Here is a 15,718-nt window from a genome sequence, read left to right as displayed (position 1 = left end):
GACTCCGACCTCATCAACGCCGGGCTCGCGGCGGACGCCGGCTACCGGGGCACCTTCGGCCACGAGGCGGAGAAGGACCTCGAGGAGCTGCGGACGACGTTCCGGCGCAAGGCGCACACCGCCGCGATGGAGCGCTGCCTCACCGCGCTGCTCCGGGCCGACTCCACTCTCGCGGAGGACGGGCTGGGGGAGGTACGGCTCGGTGACCTCGTCCCCGGGCGGCACACCGAGGCGCTGCTGCGCCGGCGGGCGGCCATCGGGCTCCCGCTCGACGACGGTGCCGCGGTGCTCGTCGACCACGCCGGGCACGGGTACCCGCCCGAGCGGGTGCCGATGGCCCTGCGCCGCGCCCGGGCCACCCGCATCTCGATCGACGGCAACGCCCACTTCTGCCGCGGGCTGTTGCGGACGCGGTACGACGGCTCGGGGTCCGACCAGGTGCCCCGTCCGGAGGGTGCCGAGCCGTCCGACCACCACCACCTGATCCCCCTGAGCGTCAAGGAGATTCCCCGATGAGCACCATGCGCGCCGTCCAGGTCGTCGGCTACCACCAGAAGCTCGAGATGACCGAGCTGCCGATCCCGGAGGCCTCGAACCCGTGGGACGTCGTCGTGCGGATCGGGGGAGCGGGCGTGTGCCGCACCGACCTCCACATCCTCGAGGGTCAGTGGGCCGAGAAGTCGCAGGTGACGCTGCCGTACACCATCGGCCACGAGAACGCCGGATGGGTGCACGCCGTCGGGTCCGCGGTGACCAACGTCCGGGAGGGCGACAAGGTCATCCTCCACCCGCTCGTCACGTGCGGGCTCTGCCGCGCCTGCCGCTCCGGCGACGACGTCCACTGCGAGACGAGTGTGTTCCCCGGCATCGACAGCAACGGCGGGTACGCGGAGTACCTCCTGACCTCGGCCCGCTCGGTCGTGCGGATCGACGACGCGCTGGAGCCGTCCGACGTCGCGGCCCTCGCCGATGCCGGCCTCACCGCGTACCACGCGGCGGCCAAGGCGGCCCGACGCCTCACCCCGCGCGACACCTGCGTCGTCATCGGCGCAGGAGGGTTGGGGCACATCGGGATCCAGGTGCTCAAGGCGCTCTCACCCGCCCGCCTCGTCGTCGTCGACCGCAACTCCGCGGCCCTCGACCTCGCGAAGGGCATCGGGGCCGACGTGGGCGTCCTCGGCGACGGCACGCAGGTCGAGCAGGTCCTCGAGCTCACGGCCGGACAGGGCGCCGAGGTCGTCGTCGACTTCGTCGGGGAGAACGGCTCGACCGCCGAGGGCATCGCGATGACGCGCCGCGCCGGCGACTACCACGTCGTCGGCTACGGCGAGAACGTCGACGTCCCGACGATCGACCTCATCTCGACGGAGAAGAACGTCCTGGGCAACCTCGTGGGGTCCTACAACGACCTCCAGGACCTCATGGCCCTCGCGGCCTCCGGGGCGGTGACGCTGCACACCCAGAAGTACGCGCTCGACGACTTCCAACAGGCCGTCACCGACCTCGACGACGGTGCCGTCCGCGGCCGCGCCATCCTCGTGCCCTGACCGGGCTCCGGCCCTCGGCGCACCCTCTCTCGCAACCTCCCTCTCGGACAAAGGAGTCCGTCATGAAGAGCTACATCGGCGTCGCCGTCTCGATCGGCGTCCTCGCGGGTGTCTGGACCCAGGTCAGCACCGAGCTGGGCCTGGTCACCTGGATCGCGTTCATCGTCTGGGCGGGGTTCTTCGCCGCCGGCGGCGGGCGTGACGGGTTCGTGCGCGTCCTCGCCTCGGCGCTCTCGGGCGTGCTGTACGGCTGGCTGGCCGTGTGGTTCGCCGGACACGTCCCGGTCCCGGGTGCGCTGGCGATCGGGGTGGCGGTGATCGCCGCCGCGATGTGCCTGCAGGCCGGCTGGCACGTGCTGTCCTTCATCCCCGGGGCGTTCTTCGGCGCCGCGTCGCTGTTCGGCAACGCCGTCGACGTCTGGCCGACGGTGCTCGCGATCGTCATCGGGGCGGTGCTCGGATGGGCCTCGGCCGTGGCCGGTGCCCGCATCCAGGCGATGGTCGACGGCCGCTCGCCCGCGGCCCAGCCGCCCGCCGCCGAGCCGCCGGCCTCGCCCGCCACCGCCTGACCCTGCCCCACCCCCCACCCCGGGCCCGGCCCGGTGGCCCCACCGCCACCGGGTCGGGCCGCCCCGTAGCGTGACGGCGCACGACCCACTCCCCGAGAAAGGACCCCCGATGATCCTCATCACCGTGAAGTTCCCCATCCGCGAGGACAGGCTCGAGGAGTGGAAGGAGCTCTCGCAGTTCTACGTCGAGCACGTCACGGCCGAGCCGGGCAACGTCTTCTTCGAGTTCTCCGAGAGCGTCCACGAGCCGAACACCTTCGTGTGCATCGAGGGTTTCCGCGACGGTGACGCCGGGGCCGAGCACATGCGCAAGGCCCACGTCGAGCGGTTCATGGCCGAGATGCCCGACATCGTCTCCGCGCAGCCGCAGATCATCTACGTGGACGCCGAGGAGGTCACCGGCTTCGGGCCGATGGGGGAGATCCAGCCCCGCGCCTGACCTCCCGCCGGGGGCGGCGTCGCGGGTTCCTCCGAACGGCTTGACGCGACGTCGGACCCCCGGGGTACAGTGGACGGAGTAGTCGAACGCATGTTCGATCACTCCATCCACCGGGTCGCGCCGGCGGGGCAGTCCGCCCGTCGGGCGATCGGTGCTGCCCACCCGGAGGTGTCCCATGGTCCGTCGCCACGACGCGCCGCTCCAGGTCGCCACGGGGGAGCGGGCCACCGACACCGCCGCGGCGAGCCGCGCCGGCACCCTCCACGACGACGCCCCGCGCTCCTTCGTCTGGCGCGGCCGGCGCTACACCGTGTGCGCCGTCCTCGACGCCTGGCAGGAGCGGCGGGCGTGGTGGCGCGAGGTCGGCGAGCACCCCGAGGGCCCCACCGACACCGAGCGGAGGGTCTGGCGGGTCGAGGCCCGGCCCCCGTCCGGCAGCGCCGGGGTCTTCGACCTCGGCCGCGACGACGACCACTGGCTCCTCCTGCGGGCCCACGACTGAGGAGACACGCGATGCCCCACGCCGAGACCACCCTCGACCTCCTCGAACGCTCCCGCGAGGCCCTGACCCGCGGCTACACCGACACCCTCGCCTCCGCGCGCCACCTCGACGCCACGCTCGCCGCGCTGCGGGCCGCGGCCGCCCTCGTCTCCTCCCGCGCCGGCGCCGCCCCGGCCGGCAACGGGCCGCACGACGTCTGGGCGCTCGCCGCGCGCACCGCCCCCGAGCTCGCCGAGTGGGCCGACCGGTTCGCCGGCGTCACCGGGCAGCGGGTCGGGGTCGAGACCGGGCTGGTACGGGTCAGCGCCCGCGAGGCCGACGACCTGCTGCGCGAGGCCGAGACCTTCGTCGACCTCGTCGCGGCGCGCCTCGGCGTCCCCGCCGTCCACCCGGCCACCCGGCGGCTGGTCCCCGTCCGCTCGGCCTGAGGCCCGGCCGTGCCCGGCCCCGACGGCTTCGCCCACCTCCACGTCGCCTCCGGGTTCTCGATGCGCTACGGCGCCTCGCCCCCCGAGGACCTCGTCGCCCGCGCCGCCGAGCTCGGCCAGGGCGCGCTCGCCCTCACCGACCGCGACGGCCTCTACGGCGCGATCCGGTTCGCCCAGGCCTGCGGGTCCGCCGGCCTCGACCCGGTCCTCGGCGTCGACCTCGCCGTCACCGACCTCGTCCCCGACCCGCACGCCCGCCCGGCCCGGCCCACCCGCACCCCGGTGCGCGGCGGGGCGATCGTCGACCCGCGCCGGCCGCGGGTCACCGTCCTGGCCCGCGGCGGGGCCGCCGGCACGGGCGCCGGGGCCGGCTGGGCGGCGCTGTGCCGGCTCGTCACCGGCACCCACCTGCGCGGCGAGCGCGGCGTCCCGGTCACCACCCCCGAGCTCCTCGCCACGTGGTCCCGCGGCGCCGATCCGGGCGCCCCGGCCCGCCTCGTCGTCCTGCTCGGCCCGGACTCCGACGTCGGCCGGGCGGTCCTCGCCGGGGAGCGCGAGCACGCCCGCACACTCCTCGCCCGCTGGCGCGCCCTCCTGCCCCGCGACGCCCTCGCCGTCGAGGTCGTCCTCCACGGCGGCCCCGAGGGCACCCCGGGCTGCCGCTCGCACGCCGCCCGTCTCCTCGGCCTCGCCGACGCTGCGGGGCTGCCGGCCGTCCTGTCCGCCGCCGTCCGGCACGCCGAGCCCGGCCAGGTCCGCACCGTCGACGTCCTCGACGCCGCGCGCCGCCTCGTCGTCCTCGACTCCCGCCACCTCGACCGCGTCACCGACGCCGGCCACCTCGCCGGCACCGACACGATGCGCGCCCGCGCCCTCGAGGTCACCTCCGGCGACACCGCCCGCGCCGACCGCCTGCTCGTGATGACCGCCCGGCTGGCCGCCGAGTGCACCCAGGACGCCCGCGACGACCTCGGCATCGGGGCGGTGCACCTGCCCGAGCCGGAGGTCCTCGGCATCGAGCCCGGCACCGACCCGATGGACGTCCTCGCGCAGAAGTGCCGGGCCGGGGTCGAGCGGCGCTACCCGGGCGCCGGCGACACCGAGCGGCGGGTCGTCCTCGACCGCCTCGACGCCGAGCTCACCGTCATCCGCTCGCTCGGCTACCCCACGTACTTCCTCACCGTCGCCGAGGTCACCGACCTCATCCGCGCCCGCGGCGTGCGGGTCGCCGCCCGCGGTTCGGGCGCCGGCAGCCTCGTCAACCACCTGCTCGGCATCAGCGGCGTCGACCCCATCCGCCACCGCCTCCTCATGGAGCGCTTCTGCTCCCCGCTGCGCGCCGAGCTGCCCGACATCGACGTCGACGTCGAGTCGGCCCGCCGCACCGAGATCTACGAGGCCGTCCTCGAGCGCTTCGGCGGCGAGCGCGTCACCTGCGTCTCGATGATGGACACCTACAAGGTGCGTCACGCCGTCCGCGACGTCGGGGCCGCGCTCGGGATGCCACCGGTCGAGGTCGACGAGATCGCCAAGGCCTTCCCGCACGTGCGGGCCAAGGACGCCCGGCACGCCATCGCCGACCTCCCCGAGCTGCGCAGCCGCGGTCTCGACAGCCCGCGCCTCGCACAGTTCTTCGACCTCGTCGAGTCCCTCGACGGCCTGCCGCGGCACATCGCCCTGCACCCGTGCGGCGTCGTGCTGTCCAACGCCGGGATGCTCGACCGCACCCCCGTCGAGGCCTCCTGGCTCGGCTTCCCGATGAGCCAGTTCGACAAGGACGACGTCGAGACCCTCGGCTTCCTCAAGCTCGACGTCCTCGGCATCCGGATGCAGTCCTCGATGGCCCACGCCGTCGCCGAGGTCGAGCGGGTGAGCGGGCAGCGCATCGACCTCGACGACGAGCGCGAGGTCACGCTCGACGACCCCGACACCTTCGAGCTCATCCGCACCACCCGCACCCTCGGGATGTTCCAGATCGAGAGCCCCGGCCAGCGCGAGCTCGTCGGCAAGCTCGGGCCCACGGCCTTCGACGACCTCATCGTCGACATCTCGCTGTTCCGGCCCGGGCCGGTCAAGTCCGACATGATCACGCCGTTCCTCGAGTCCCGGCACGGCTGGCGCGAGACGCGCTTCCTCCATCCCAGCCTCGTCCCGGCGCTGGCCGAGACCGAGGGGGTCGTCGTCTTCCACGAGCAGGTGCTGCTCATCGTCGCCGAGACCACCGGCGTCACCCTCGCCCAGGCCGACGAGGTCCGCCGCTCGATGGGCACGCCGCACGGCCAGGAGGAGGTCGAGGCGTGGTGGCGCCCGGCGGCCGCCGCCCGGGGCTACGCCGCCGAGGACCGCGACCGGATCTGGGAGGTGCTGAAGTCCTTCGCGTCCTTCGGGTTCTGCAAGGCGCACGCCGCGGCCTTCGCGCTGCCCACCTACCACTCGGCCTGGCTGAAGACCCACCACCCGGCGGCCTTCCTCTCCGGCATCCTCACCCACGACCCGGGGATGTACCCCAAGCGGCTCCTCCTCGACGACGCCCGCTCCTTCGGCATCCCCGTCCTCGGCCTCGACGTCAACGCCTCCGGCGACACCTACCGCATCGAGCCCGTCGTCGAGACCCCCGCCGACGACTCCGACGAACGACGAGAACATGCCGCCGGCCCGGGCGAGGAGGCGGCATGTCCTCGTCGTTCGACCGGTGGTCCGGGGTGGAAGCAGGACCCGCAGCCGTACGGCATCCGGCTCTCGCTCGCCGACGTCAAGGGCATCAACGAGGCCGAGGTGGCGCGCGTCGTCGCCGGCCAGCCGTACGCCGACCTCGGCGACTTCTGGACCCGCGCCCGGGTCAGCCGTCCGGTGATCGAGCGGCTCGTGCTCGCCGGCGCCTTCGACTCCCTCCACGGCACCGGCGACGGCGGGCTCGGGCGCCGCGGGCGGGTCACCCGGCGCGACCTGCTGCTCCACGTCGCCGAGCTCGACCGCTGGGACCGGGGGAGCGGGCGCCCCCGCCCGAGCCGGCGCCGCACCCTGCCCACCTCGGCCGCCCGCGAGGTCCAGGACGCCGGTGTCGACGTCCGGGTCCGGGCCCGGGCGCAGAGCCAGGCGGCTCGCGAGGTCGTCCCGGCCGCCGAGCAGCCCACCCAGCTGACCCTCGACCTCGGCGACCGGCCGACCCTCGTCGCCGGCACCGGCCTCCCCGAGCTCACCGGTCCCGAGCGGGTGCGCGCCGAGCTCGACGTCCTCGGCCTCGACGTCTCGGCGCACGTCGTCGCGTTCTACGACCCCCTGCTCACCGCGCTCGGGGTCACCCGCAGCCGCGACCTCGTCGGCACCCGCAGCCGCAGCGAGGTGTGGGTCGCCGGCGTCAAGGTCGCCACCCAGACCCCGCCGGTGCGCTCCGGGCGCCGGGTCGTCTTCCTCACCCTCGACGACGGCACCGGCCCCTCGGACTGCACCTTCTTCGAGGACGTCCAGGGCCCCTACTCGGGCGTGGTCTTCCACTCCTGGATGCTCCTCGTGCGCGGCGTGCTGCGGCGCACCGGCGAGCGCGGCGTCTCCATCCGGGCCACCGGCGCCTGGGAGCTCGCCGCCCTCTGGGACGCCTGGCAGCTCGGCGGCACCGCCGGGGCGCGCGCGGCGATCGCGGCGGGGGAGGCCGACGCGATCGCCCGGGCCGAGGCCGCCGAGCACGCCGCCCGCGAGGCCGCCGAGCGCACCGGCCGACGGGTCCTCGTCCACGCCTCGGGGTTCCGGCAGTCGCCGTACGCCGACATCAAGCCGGCCGGGGCCGACCCGCGGGCCGGGCGCGGCGCGCCGGTCCTGGACCACCCCGGGGGCCTGCCCCGCCCGGTCCCCGGCACGCCGCCGGGCGCGGTCGTGCCGCCCGCCGCGGCCGCCGCACCGGCCCTGCCGTCGCGCAAGCTGTGGCACGCGAGCCCGGGCAGCTCGGGACACTAGGGTGGAGCGCGCCCAGCCATCGCCCGCCCGACGAGGAGACCCACCGTGCCCGAGCACCGCGGCCGGCGCCCCGGCCCCGCGGGCGGACCGCGCACCACGGCGGTCCAGCGCGTCCTCGACGCCCACACCGAGCAGCGGCGCACCGCGCTCGGCCGCCCGCTGCGGGTCCTCGACCTCGGGGGCGGCACCGGCGGCACCGCCGTGCCGCTCGCCGTCGCCGGCCACGAGCTCACCGTCGTCGACCCCAGCCCCGACGCCCTCTTCTCGCTGCGCCGCCGGGCCACCGAGCGCGGCGTCGAGGACCACGTGCGCGCCCTCCAGGGCGACGCCGACACCGTCGGCGACCTCGTCGGCGCCGACCCCGCCTTCGACCTCGTCTGCCTCCACGGCACCCTCGAGGTCGTCGACGACCCCGCGGCCGCCGTGGCCGCGGTCGCCGCGCTGCTCGCCCCGGGTGGCACGCTCAGCCTCGTCGTCGCCCAGCGGCTGCACGCCGTCCTCACCCACGCCCTCGCCGGTCGCCTCGAGCGCGCCCGGGCCGTCCTCGAGCGCCCCGACGGCCGCTGGGGCGAGGAGGACCCCGCGCCCCGCCGCTTCGACGAGGACGCCGTCCTCGACCTCGTGCGGGCCGCCGGGCTCGGCCCCGTCCACGTCCAGGGCGTGCGGGTCTTCGCCGACCTCGTCCCCTCGGCCCTCCTCGACTCCGAGGCCGACCGCACCGCCCTGGCCGCCCTCGAGGAGGCCGCGGCCGCCGCGCCCGGGCACCCGCTGCTCGGCAGCCTCGGCAGCGCCCTCCACGTCCTCGCGACCAGGGACTGAGTCCCGGGGGAGCACCCGATGAGCCGCCGCCAGTTCGCCCTCCCCGAGCGCATCGCCGACGGCCCGCCCGACGACACCGGCTGCACGGTGCTGCACGTCGACATGGACGCCTTCTACGCCTCGGCGACCCTGCTGTCCCACCCCGAGCTCGTCGGCACGCCCGTCATCGTCGGCGGCGGCACCCGCGGCGTCGTGCTCTCGGCCACCTACGAGGCCCGCCGCTTCGGGGTCACGAGCGCGATGCCGATGTCCCGCGCCCGCCGGCTCTGCCCGCAGGCCACGGTGCTCGCCCCTGACCACGAGCTCTACGCGCAGATCTCCGCCGGGGTGATGGAGACCTTCCGCGCGGTGACGCCCGTCGTCGAGCCGCTCTCCCTCGACGAGGCCTTCCTCGACGTCTCGGGCGCGGTCCGGCGGATGGGCAGCCCGGCCACCATCGGGCAGCTGGTCCGCGACACCGTCCACGACGAGCAGGGCATCACCTGCTCGGTCGGGGTCGCCCCGAGCAAGTTCGTCGCCAAGCTCGCCTCGGGCCTGGCCAAGCCCGACGGGATGGTCGTCGTCCCGCGCGACGAGGTCGTGCCGTTCGTCCAGCAGCTGCCGGTCGCCGCCCTCTGGGGCGTGGGGGACAAGACCGAGGAGGCGCTGGTGCGCCTCGGCCTGCGCACCGTCGCCGACATCGCACACACCCCGCTGGCCACCCTCGTCCGGGGGCTCGGCGAGGCCACCGGGCACCACCTCCACGAGCTGGCCTGGGGCCGCGACCCCCGCCCCGTCGAGCGCGAGCAGCGCGAGAAGAGCATCGGCAGCGACCAGACCTTCGAGGCCGACATCGACGACGCCGCCGAGATCCGCCGCCGGCTGCTCGGCCTCAGCGAGCGCACGGCGGCCCGGATGCGCGCCGCCGGGATGACCGGGCGCACCGTCACCCTCAAGGTGCGCTTCAGCGACTTCACGACGATCACCCGGGCCCGCACGCTGCGCGAGCCCACCGACAGCGGCCGGGCCGTCCACGAGGCCGCCGTCGGCCTCTTCGACGCCCTCGGGCTCCAGCGGGCCCGCCTCCGGCTCGTCGGGGTGCGGATGACCGGCCTCGTCCCGGTCCACGAGGCCCCGATCCAGGGCGTCATCGGCGAACCGGAGCACGGCTGGCGCGACGCCGACCGCGCCGTCGACCGGGCCCGGGCCCGCTTCGGGTCCGGTGTCGTGCGGCCCGCGAGCCTGCTCGATCGGGCCGGTTCCCGTCCGGAACGTGACACAGTCCGCACACAAGGTGACCCATCCGCTTCCGCACGGCGACGCGGCGACCTATCCTGAGGTCTCAGGGACAACGTGGGGCGCCCAGCCGGGCGCCCGGGCCGACCACGGGAGGATCAGTGCCCCTCTCAGACCACGAGCAGAAGATGCTCGACCAGATGGAGCAGGCGCTCGCCGCCGAGGACCCGAAGTTCGCGTCGCAGATGCAGGGCAGCGGGCTCGCCGCGCTCCAGCGTCGACGCTGGCTCGTCGGTGCCGTCGGGGCGCTCGCCGGCCTCGGCCTGGTCATCGTCGGGATCAGCACGACGATGTGGGTGGGCGCCATCGGCTTCGCCCTCATGGTCGCCGCCGTCGCCTTCGCCGCCACCCCACCGCGCAAGGCGCGTCTCGGGGTGGTCCAGCAGGACGGCGGGGTCGCGCCCAAGGCCGGCCGCGGCCGGAAGAAGAGCTCACTCCTTGACCGCCTCGACGAGCGCTGGGAGCGCCGCGAGAACAACTGGTGAGCCCCCGCCGCGCGGATGACCCGGCGCGGCGGCCTCAGGAGACCAGCAGCCCCACCACGTAGAGCCCGGCCACGCTCAGCGCGCCCGCCAGCTCGATCCCCACGCTCTGCAGGACCCCCACGGCCGCGTGCTTCGTGCGCGTCCAGGCCTGCGCGCGCGGCGTGCCCCGCCCGACCTCCACGAGCCAGATGCCGAGCAGGAAGCCCACGGCGGCCCCGATGACGGGGATGACGAAGAACCCGACGACGGCGAGCAGCACCGCGACGGCGAGGGTGGAGGTGCGCACCCCCTGCTGCTTCATCCGGCGGCCCGGGACGAGGTACTGGAGCACCCGGGCGACCGCGGCGACGAGCACCGACAGCGAGAGCACCACCCATCCGGTGGTGCTCTGCTCGGTCAGGGCCCAGACGAGGACGCCGGCGAGGACGAGGAGGGTGCCCGGGAGGACCGGGACGACGACGCCGACCAGCCCGACGACGACCAGCAGCGGCGGGAGGATCTGCCAGGTGTCCGCCGCCAGGGCGTCCACGTCAGTCGACGGCCGGGGTCACCGGCTCGTTCAGCCGCTCGCTCTCGTCGATGATGTCGGCCTTGTCGGCCAGGGCGGGCACGTGCTCGCGCCCGTGGTGCGCGCAGAACAGCAGCTCTCCGCCGGCGTGCAGACGGGCCCGGACGTACGCCTGGGCACCACAGCGGTCACAGCGGTCCGCGGTGGTCAGGGTGGGTGCCAGTGCGGCGTTCACGTCGGCCTCCTCGGCTCGGCTCGGGGTGGGTCTCGCGGGTGGTTCGTGGCCGACGACCCAACGGATCGGCGACCTGTCCAACAGTCAAGCACGCCGGATGCTTCCCACTGCGCAGGGGGGCCCGAATGGGCCACGTGGTGTCGAGATCGTGACCGTTCGCCCGAGCGTGGCCTGGGTCGTCGGTGCGCCTGTCCGGCGGCGTCGGGGGCGCCGGATACCCTGCCGGACGTGCCTGCGACCGCTGCCAAGAAGACCGCGACGAGCAAGTCCGCGTCCGAGTACACCGCCCACCACCTCCAGGTCCTCGAGGGCCTCGAGGCGGTGCGCAAGCGTCCCGGCATGTACATCGGCTCCACCGACTCCCGCGGCCTCATGCACTGCCTCTGGGAGATCATCGACAACGCCGTCGACGAGGCGCTCGGCGGCCACTGCGACCGCGTCGAGGTCGTCCTGCGCGCCGACGGCTCGGTCGAGGTCGGCGACAACGGGCGCGGCGTGCCGGTCGACATCGAGCCGCGCACCGGCCTGACCGGCGTCGAGCTGGTCTACACGCGCCTGCACGCGGGCGGGAAGTTCGGCGGCGGCTCCTACACCGCCTCCGGCGGCCTGCACGGCGTCGGCGCCTCCGTCGTCAACGCTCTCTCCGCGCGCCTCGACGTCGAGGTCGACCGCGGTGGCAAGACCTACGCGATGAGCTTCCGGCGCGGCGAGCCGGGCGTCTTCTCCGACGTCGCGGGCGCCCAGGGCCGCAAGGACCCCGAGCACGCGTTCACCCCCTACGTGAAGACCAGCGCCCTCGAGGTCGTCGGCAAGGCCAAGCGGGGGGTCACCGGCACCCGGGTGCGCTACTGGGCCGACGGGCAGATCTTCCTCAAGGACGCCGGCCTCGACCTCGAGGGCCTGCTCGGGCGGGCCCGCCAGACCTCCTTCCTCGTCCCCGGCCTGACCATCGTGGTCCGCGACGAGCGCGGCGAGGAGCCCACCGAGGAGGTCTTCCTCCACGACGGCGGCATCTCCGAGTTCTGCGAGTACCTCGCCCCCGACTCCCCGGTCACCGACGTGTGGCGGCTCCAGGGCACCGGCACCTTCACCGAGACCGTCCCGGTCCTCGACGCCCAGGGCCACATGACCCCCACCGAGGTCGAGCGCGAGTGCGGGGTCGACGTCGCCGTGCGCTGGGGCACCGGCTACGACACCACGGTCCGCTCGTTCGTCAACATCATCGCCACGCCCAAGGGCGGCACCCACCTCGCGGGCTTCGAGCAGGCGCTGCTCAAGGTGCTGCGCAAGCAGGTCGAGGCCAACGCGCGCCGGCTCAAGGCCGGCAACGACAAGCTCGACAAGGACGACGCCCTCGCCGGGCTCACCGCCGTCGTCACCGTCCGCCTCGCCGAGCCGCAGTTCGAGGGCCAGACCAAGGAGGTGCTGGGCACCGCCGCGGTGCGGGCCATCGTGGCCAAGGTCGTCGAGACCGAGCTCGCCACCCTGCTCACCTCCGCCAAGCGCCCGACCAAGCAGCAGGCCGCGACCCTCCTCGAGAAGGTCGTCGCCGAGATGAAGTCGCGGATCAGCGCGCGGATGCACAAGGAGACCCAGCGCCGGAAGACCGCGCTCGAGTCCTCCTCGCTCCCGGCCAAGCTCGCCGACTGCCGCAGCAGCGACCCCGAGCGCACCGAGCTCTTCATCGTCGAGGGCGACAGCGCCCTCGGCACCGCCAAGCTGGCCCGCAGCAGCGACCACCAGGCGCTGCTCCCGATCCGCGGCAAGATCCTCAACGTCCAGAAGGCCTCGGTCACCGACATGCTCGGCAACGCCGAGTGCGCGGCGATCATCCAGGTCATCGGGGCCGGGTCCGGGCGCACCTTCGACCTCGAGTCGGCCCGGTACGGGAAGGTCATCATCATGACCGACGCCGACGTCGACGGCGCCCACATCCGGACCCTGCTGCTCACCCTCTTCTTCCGCTACATGCGCCCGCTCGTCGAGGCCGGGCGGGTCTACGCCGCCGTGCCGCCGCTGCACCGCATCGAGGTGGTGAACCCGGGCAGCAAGGCCAACGAGGTCATCTACACCTACTCCGAGGCCGAGATGCGCCGCACGATGGCCGCGCTCGCCAAGCGCGGCAAGAAGACCAAGCCGCTGCAGCGCTACAAGGGCCTCGGCGAGATGGACGCCGACCAGCTGGCCGAGACCACGATGGACCCTGGGCACCGCACGCTGCGCAAGGTGACCCTCGGCGACATCGAGAACGCGGGACGGGTCTTCGAGCTGCTCATGGGCGGCGAGGTCGGCCCGCGCAAGGACTTCATCATCGACAGCGCGGCCTCCCTGGACCGCGAGCGGATCGACGCCTGAGCCAGATTCTCTGCACCGACAGTCCACAGGACCCTCGGCCCACGCCACAGTAAGGGCCACGAGGACGTCGGCCGACGTCCGACGTCCGGGAGGGCACGATGAGCACCACGGTGGGTCGAGACGAGCAGGCCGGCGCGGTCGAGGGCGAGGAGCCCACCGAGCTCAAGCGGGTGATGGGGCCCAAGCTGCTCCTGCTCTTCATCGTCGGCGACATCCTCGGCACCGGCGTCTACGCGCTGACCGGCGAGGTCGCGGCCGAGGTCGGCGGTGCGGCCTGGGTGCCGTTCCTCGTCGCCTTCGTCATCGCGACGATCACGGCGTTCTCCTACCTCGAGCTGGTCACCAAGTACCCGCAGGCCGCGGGTGCTGCCCTGTACACGCACAAGGCGTTCGGCCTGCACTTCGTCACGTTCATCGTGGCCTTCACGGTGATGTGCTCGGGCATCACCAGCGCCTCGACCGCCTCGCGGGCCTTCGCCTCGAACCTCGCCACGGGCTTCGGCCTCGACAAGGGCAACAGCAACCTCGTCCTCTTCATCGCGCTGGGCTTCATGGCGCTCGTCGCCCTCGTGAACTTCCGCGGGGTGGGCGAGTCGGTCAAGGCCAACATCGTCCTCACCTGCGTCGAGCTCTCCGGCCTGCTGCTGGTCATCATGGTCGGGTTCTACGCGCTCTTCGCCGGCAAGACCGACTTCAGCCGGACCATGGTCTTCGAGAGCCCGGGGGACAAGAACGCCTTCCTCGCCGTCACCGCCGCGACCTCGCTGGCCTTCTTCGCGATGGTCGGCTTCGAGGACTCGGTGAACATGGCCGAGGAGACCAAGGACCCGGTGCGCAACTTCCCGAAGATGATGCTCACCGGGCTCGGCATCACCGGGGCCATCTACGTCCTCATCGCCCTCTTCGCCGTGGCCATCGTGCCGGTCGGCGAGCTCGGGGCCGGCGACACACCCCTGGTCACGGTCGTCGAGACCGCCGCACCGGGCATTCCCATCGACAAGCTGCTGCCGTTCATCTCGATGTTCGCCGTCGCCAACTCGGCCCTCATCAACATGCTCATGGCCAGCCGGCTGCTCTACGGCATGGCCCGCCAGGAGGTCCTGCCGCCGTTCCTCGGCAAGGTCCACAAGGGCCGGCAGACCCCGTGGGCGGCCATCCTCTTCACGACGGCCATCGCCGTCGGCCTCATCACCGTCGTCACGAAGAACGCCGAGGGAGAGGTGATCTCGGCCCTCGGCGGGACCACCGCCCTGCTCCTCCTCGGGGTGTTCACGATCGTCAACGTCTGTGTGCTGGTGCTGCGCCGCGACACCATCGACCGCAAGCACTTCGTCGCCCCGACCGTGCTGCCCGTCGTCGGTGCCCTGCTCTGCGCGTTCTTCGTCGGGCCGTGGACCGGCCGCGACGGGCTCCAGTACCAGATCGCCGGCTGGCTGCTCGTGATCGGTGTCGTGCTGTGGGCGATCACGTGGGTCGCCAACCGCAGCATCCGCGGCAAGCGCACCTACCTGCGCGACGTCGACAGCCTGGGTGGCGACGGCCCGGTCAACTGACCGGCCCGGTCGACCGACCGGCGGGACGCCTCAGGCGTCGGCGGGCGCCGGGCCGGTGGAGTCGCGGCGCACCAGCTCGGTGGGCATGACGACCACCTCCTCGGTGGGCTGCTCGTCGTCGACGAGCGCCCGCAGCAGCAGCCGGGCCGCCTCGCGGCCCTGGGCGGCGACGTCCTGGCGCACGGTGCTCAGGCCGAGCACCTCGGAGAGCACGTAGTCGTCGATGCCGATGACCGAGAGGTCCTCGGGCACCCGCAGGCCGAGCCGGCGCGCGCTCTCGCGCACCCCGATCGCCATCTCGTCGGAGGCGGCGACGATGGCTGTGGGTCGGCGGTCGTGGGTCAGCAGCAGCGCGCTGTCGCGGGCCGCGGCCTCGGCGGTCCAGTCCGAGCCGAGGATCCAGTCCTCGACGACGGGCAGCCCGGCGCCGGCCATCGTGTCGCGGAAGGCGCGCAGGCGGTCCTGCGGCGTCTGCACGTGCGCCACGTTGCGGGGGACGTCGCCGATGTACCCGATCCGCCGGTGGCCGAGGTCGATGAGGTGCTCGACGGCGGTGCGCATCGTGGCGGGGTCGTCGATGCGCACGCACGGCCGCCCGGGGACCGCGGAGCCGATGGCCACGAGGGGCAGACCGAGCCGGTCGACGAGCTCGACCTCCTCGGGGTCCATCGGCACGTTGAGGGTGATGACACCGTCGACCCGCTTCCACAGCATGTTCTGCGTGAGCGGGAGACGCTGGTCGTAGCTGTCGTCCTCGAGGTCGAAGAGGATCGCGTGGTGCCCCTGCGAGCGCAGCTCCTTCTCGATCGAGCTGACGAGGGTGGCGAAGAACCACCGGGTGAGGAACGGCGCGACGACGGCGACGACGCGGGTCCGACCGGACGCCAGCGACGTCGCCGTCGGCGACGCGACGTAGTGCAGCTCCTCGGCCACCTCGAGGACCCGTTGCCGGGTCTCGGGGGAGACGCGGTCGAGGCCGCGGAGGGCGCGGGAGACCGTGGCGACCGACACCCCGGCCGCCCGCGCCACATCGGTGATGGTGCTGATGGCGT

General features: G+C 73.9%; 14 protein-coding genes and 1 pseudogene. 12 read left to right on the top strand and 3 right to left on the bottom strand.

Annotated features, from left to right (window positions below; all coding sequences use genetic code 11):
- From ACQZ2A_RS09435 to ACQZ2A_RS09390, 10 genes and pseudogenes are all read left to right on the top strand, one after another.
- A pseudogene (locus ACQZ2A_RS09435) lies at window positions 1-516 on the top strand (metal-sulfur cluster biosynthetic enzyme); the annotation flags it as partial.
- Window positions 513-1,547 (top strand): NAD(P)-dependent alcohol dehydrogenase, encoded by a 1,035-nt coding sequence (locus ACQZ2A_RS09430; RefSeq protein WP_430209974.1) that lies wholly within the window; start codon window positions 513-515, stop codon window positions 1,545-1,547. The pseudogene ACQZ2A_RS09435 and the gene ACQZ2A_RS09430, both read left to right, overlap by 4 nt.
- Before the next feature lie 62 nt (window positions 1,548-1,609).
- Entirely contained in the window at window positions 1,610-2,116 is a 507-nt protein-coding gene (locus ACQZ2A_RS09425; protein ID WP_430209972.1) for a DUF1097 domain-containing protein, read from the top strand.
- Window positions 2,117-2,225: 109 nt separating this feature from the next.
- A complete protein-coding gene (locus tag ACQZ2A_RS09420) occupies window positions 2,226-2,555 on the top strand; it encodes a putative quinol monooxygenase (RefSeq protein ID WP_430209969.1) in 330 nt (109 codons plus the stop codon).
- Window positions 2,556-2,730: 175 nt separating this feature from the next.
- A complete protein-coding gene (locus ACQZ2A_RS09415) occupies window positions 2,731-3,057 on the top strand; it encodes a DUF6504 family protein (protein WP_430209967.1) in 327 nt (108 codons plus the stop codon).
- Between the two features lie 11 nt (window positions 3,058-3,068).
- A complete protein-coding gene (locus ACQZ2A_RS09410; RefSeq protein ID WP_430209964.1) occupies window positions 3,069-3,485 on the top strand; it encodes an SAV_6107 family HEPN domain-containing protein in 417 nt (138 codons plus the stop codon).
- 9 nt (window positions 3,486-3,494) lie between these two features.
- Window positions 3,495-7,436: a DNA polymerase III subunit alpha gene (locus ACQZ2A_RS09405; RefSeq protein WP_430209961.1), complete on the top strand. Its 3,942-nt coding sequence runs from the start codon at window positions 3,495-3,497 to the stop codon at window positions 7,434-7,436.
- A 45-nt stretch (window positions 7,437-7,481) separates the two neighbouring features.
- Window positions 7,482-8,255, top strand: coding sequence for a class I SAM-dependent methyltransferase (locus tag ACQZ2A_RS09400; RefSeq protein WP_430209958.1), 774 nt, complete (start codon window positions 7,482-7,484; stop codon window positions 8,253-8,255).
- Between the two features lie 18 nt (window positions 8,256-8,273).
- Complete coding sequence (gene dinB, locus ACQZ2A_RS09395; protein WP_430209955.1) at window positions 8,274-9,572, top strand: DNA polymerase IV; 1,299 nt, start codon at window positions 8,274-8,276, stop codon at window positions 9,570-9,572.
- A gap of 59 nt (window positions 9,573-9,631) precedes the next feature.
- Window positions 9,632-10,015: a DUF3040 domain-containing protein gene (locus tag ACQZ2A_RS09390; protein ID WP_430209953.1), complete on the top strand. Its 384-nt coding sequence runs from the start codon at window positions 9,632-9,634 to the stop codon at window positions 10,013-10,015.
- 34 nt (window positions 10,016-10,049) lie between these two features.
- On the opposite strand, the gene ACQZ2A_RS09385 is transcribed toward ACQZ2A_RS09390, so the two are convergent.
- On the bottom strand, window positions 10,050-10,544 hold the full coding sequence (locus ACQZ2A_RS09385) for a DUF456 domain-containing protein (protein ID WP_430209951.1): 495 nt from the start codon (window positions 10,542-10,544) through the stop codon (window positions 10,050-10,052).
- A 1-nt stretch (window position 10,545) separates the two neighbouring features.
- Complete coding sequence (locus tag ACQZ2A_RS09380) at window positions 10,546-10,758, bottom strand: DUF7455 domain-containing protein (protein WP_430209949.1); 213 nt, start codon at window positions 10,756-10,758, stop codon at window positions 10,546-10,548.
- A 228-nt stretch (window positions 10,759-10,986) separates the two neighbouring features.
- On the opposite strand from ACQZ2A_RS09380, the gene ACQZ2A_RS09375 reads away from it, so the two are divergent.
- Window positions 10,987-13,113, top strand: a complete 2,127-nt coding sequence (locus ACQZ2A_RS09375; RefSeq protein WP_430209947.1) for a DNA gyrase/topoisomerase IV subunit B — start codon at window positions 10,987-10,989, stop codon at window positions 13,111-13,113.
- 98 nt (window positions 13,114-13,211) lie between these two features.
- Window positions 13,212-14,666, top strand: coding sequence for an APC family permease (locus ACQZ2A_RS09370; protein WP_430209945.1), 1,455 nt, complete (start codon window positions 13,212-13,214; stop codon window positions 14,664-14,666).
- Between the two features lie 30 nt (window positions 14,667-14,696).
- On the opposite strand, the gene ACQZ2A_RS09365 is transcribed toward ACQZ2A_RS09370, so the two are convergent.
- Window positions 14,697-15,695, bottom strand: a complete 999-nt coding sequence (locus ACQZ2A_RS09365) for a LacI family DNA-binding transcriptional regulator (protein ID WP_430209942.1) — start codon at window positions 15,693-15,695, stop codon at window positions 14,697-14,699.
- Between the last annotated feature and the right edge of the window lie 23 nt (window positions 15,696-15,718).

The sequence above is a fragment of the Phycicoccus avicenniae genome (assembly GCF_050496545.1).
Taxonomy (GTDB): Bacteria; Actinomycetota; Actinomycetes; order Actinomycetales; family Dermatophilaceae; genus Phycicoccus; species Phycicoccus avicenniae_A.
The sequence above is the reverse complement of the archived record's forward strand: the minus strand, read 5'-3'. Positions and strand labels throughout refer to the sequence as shown.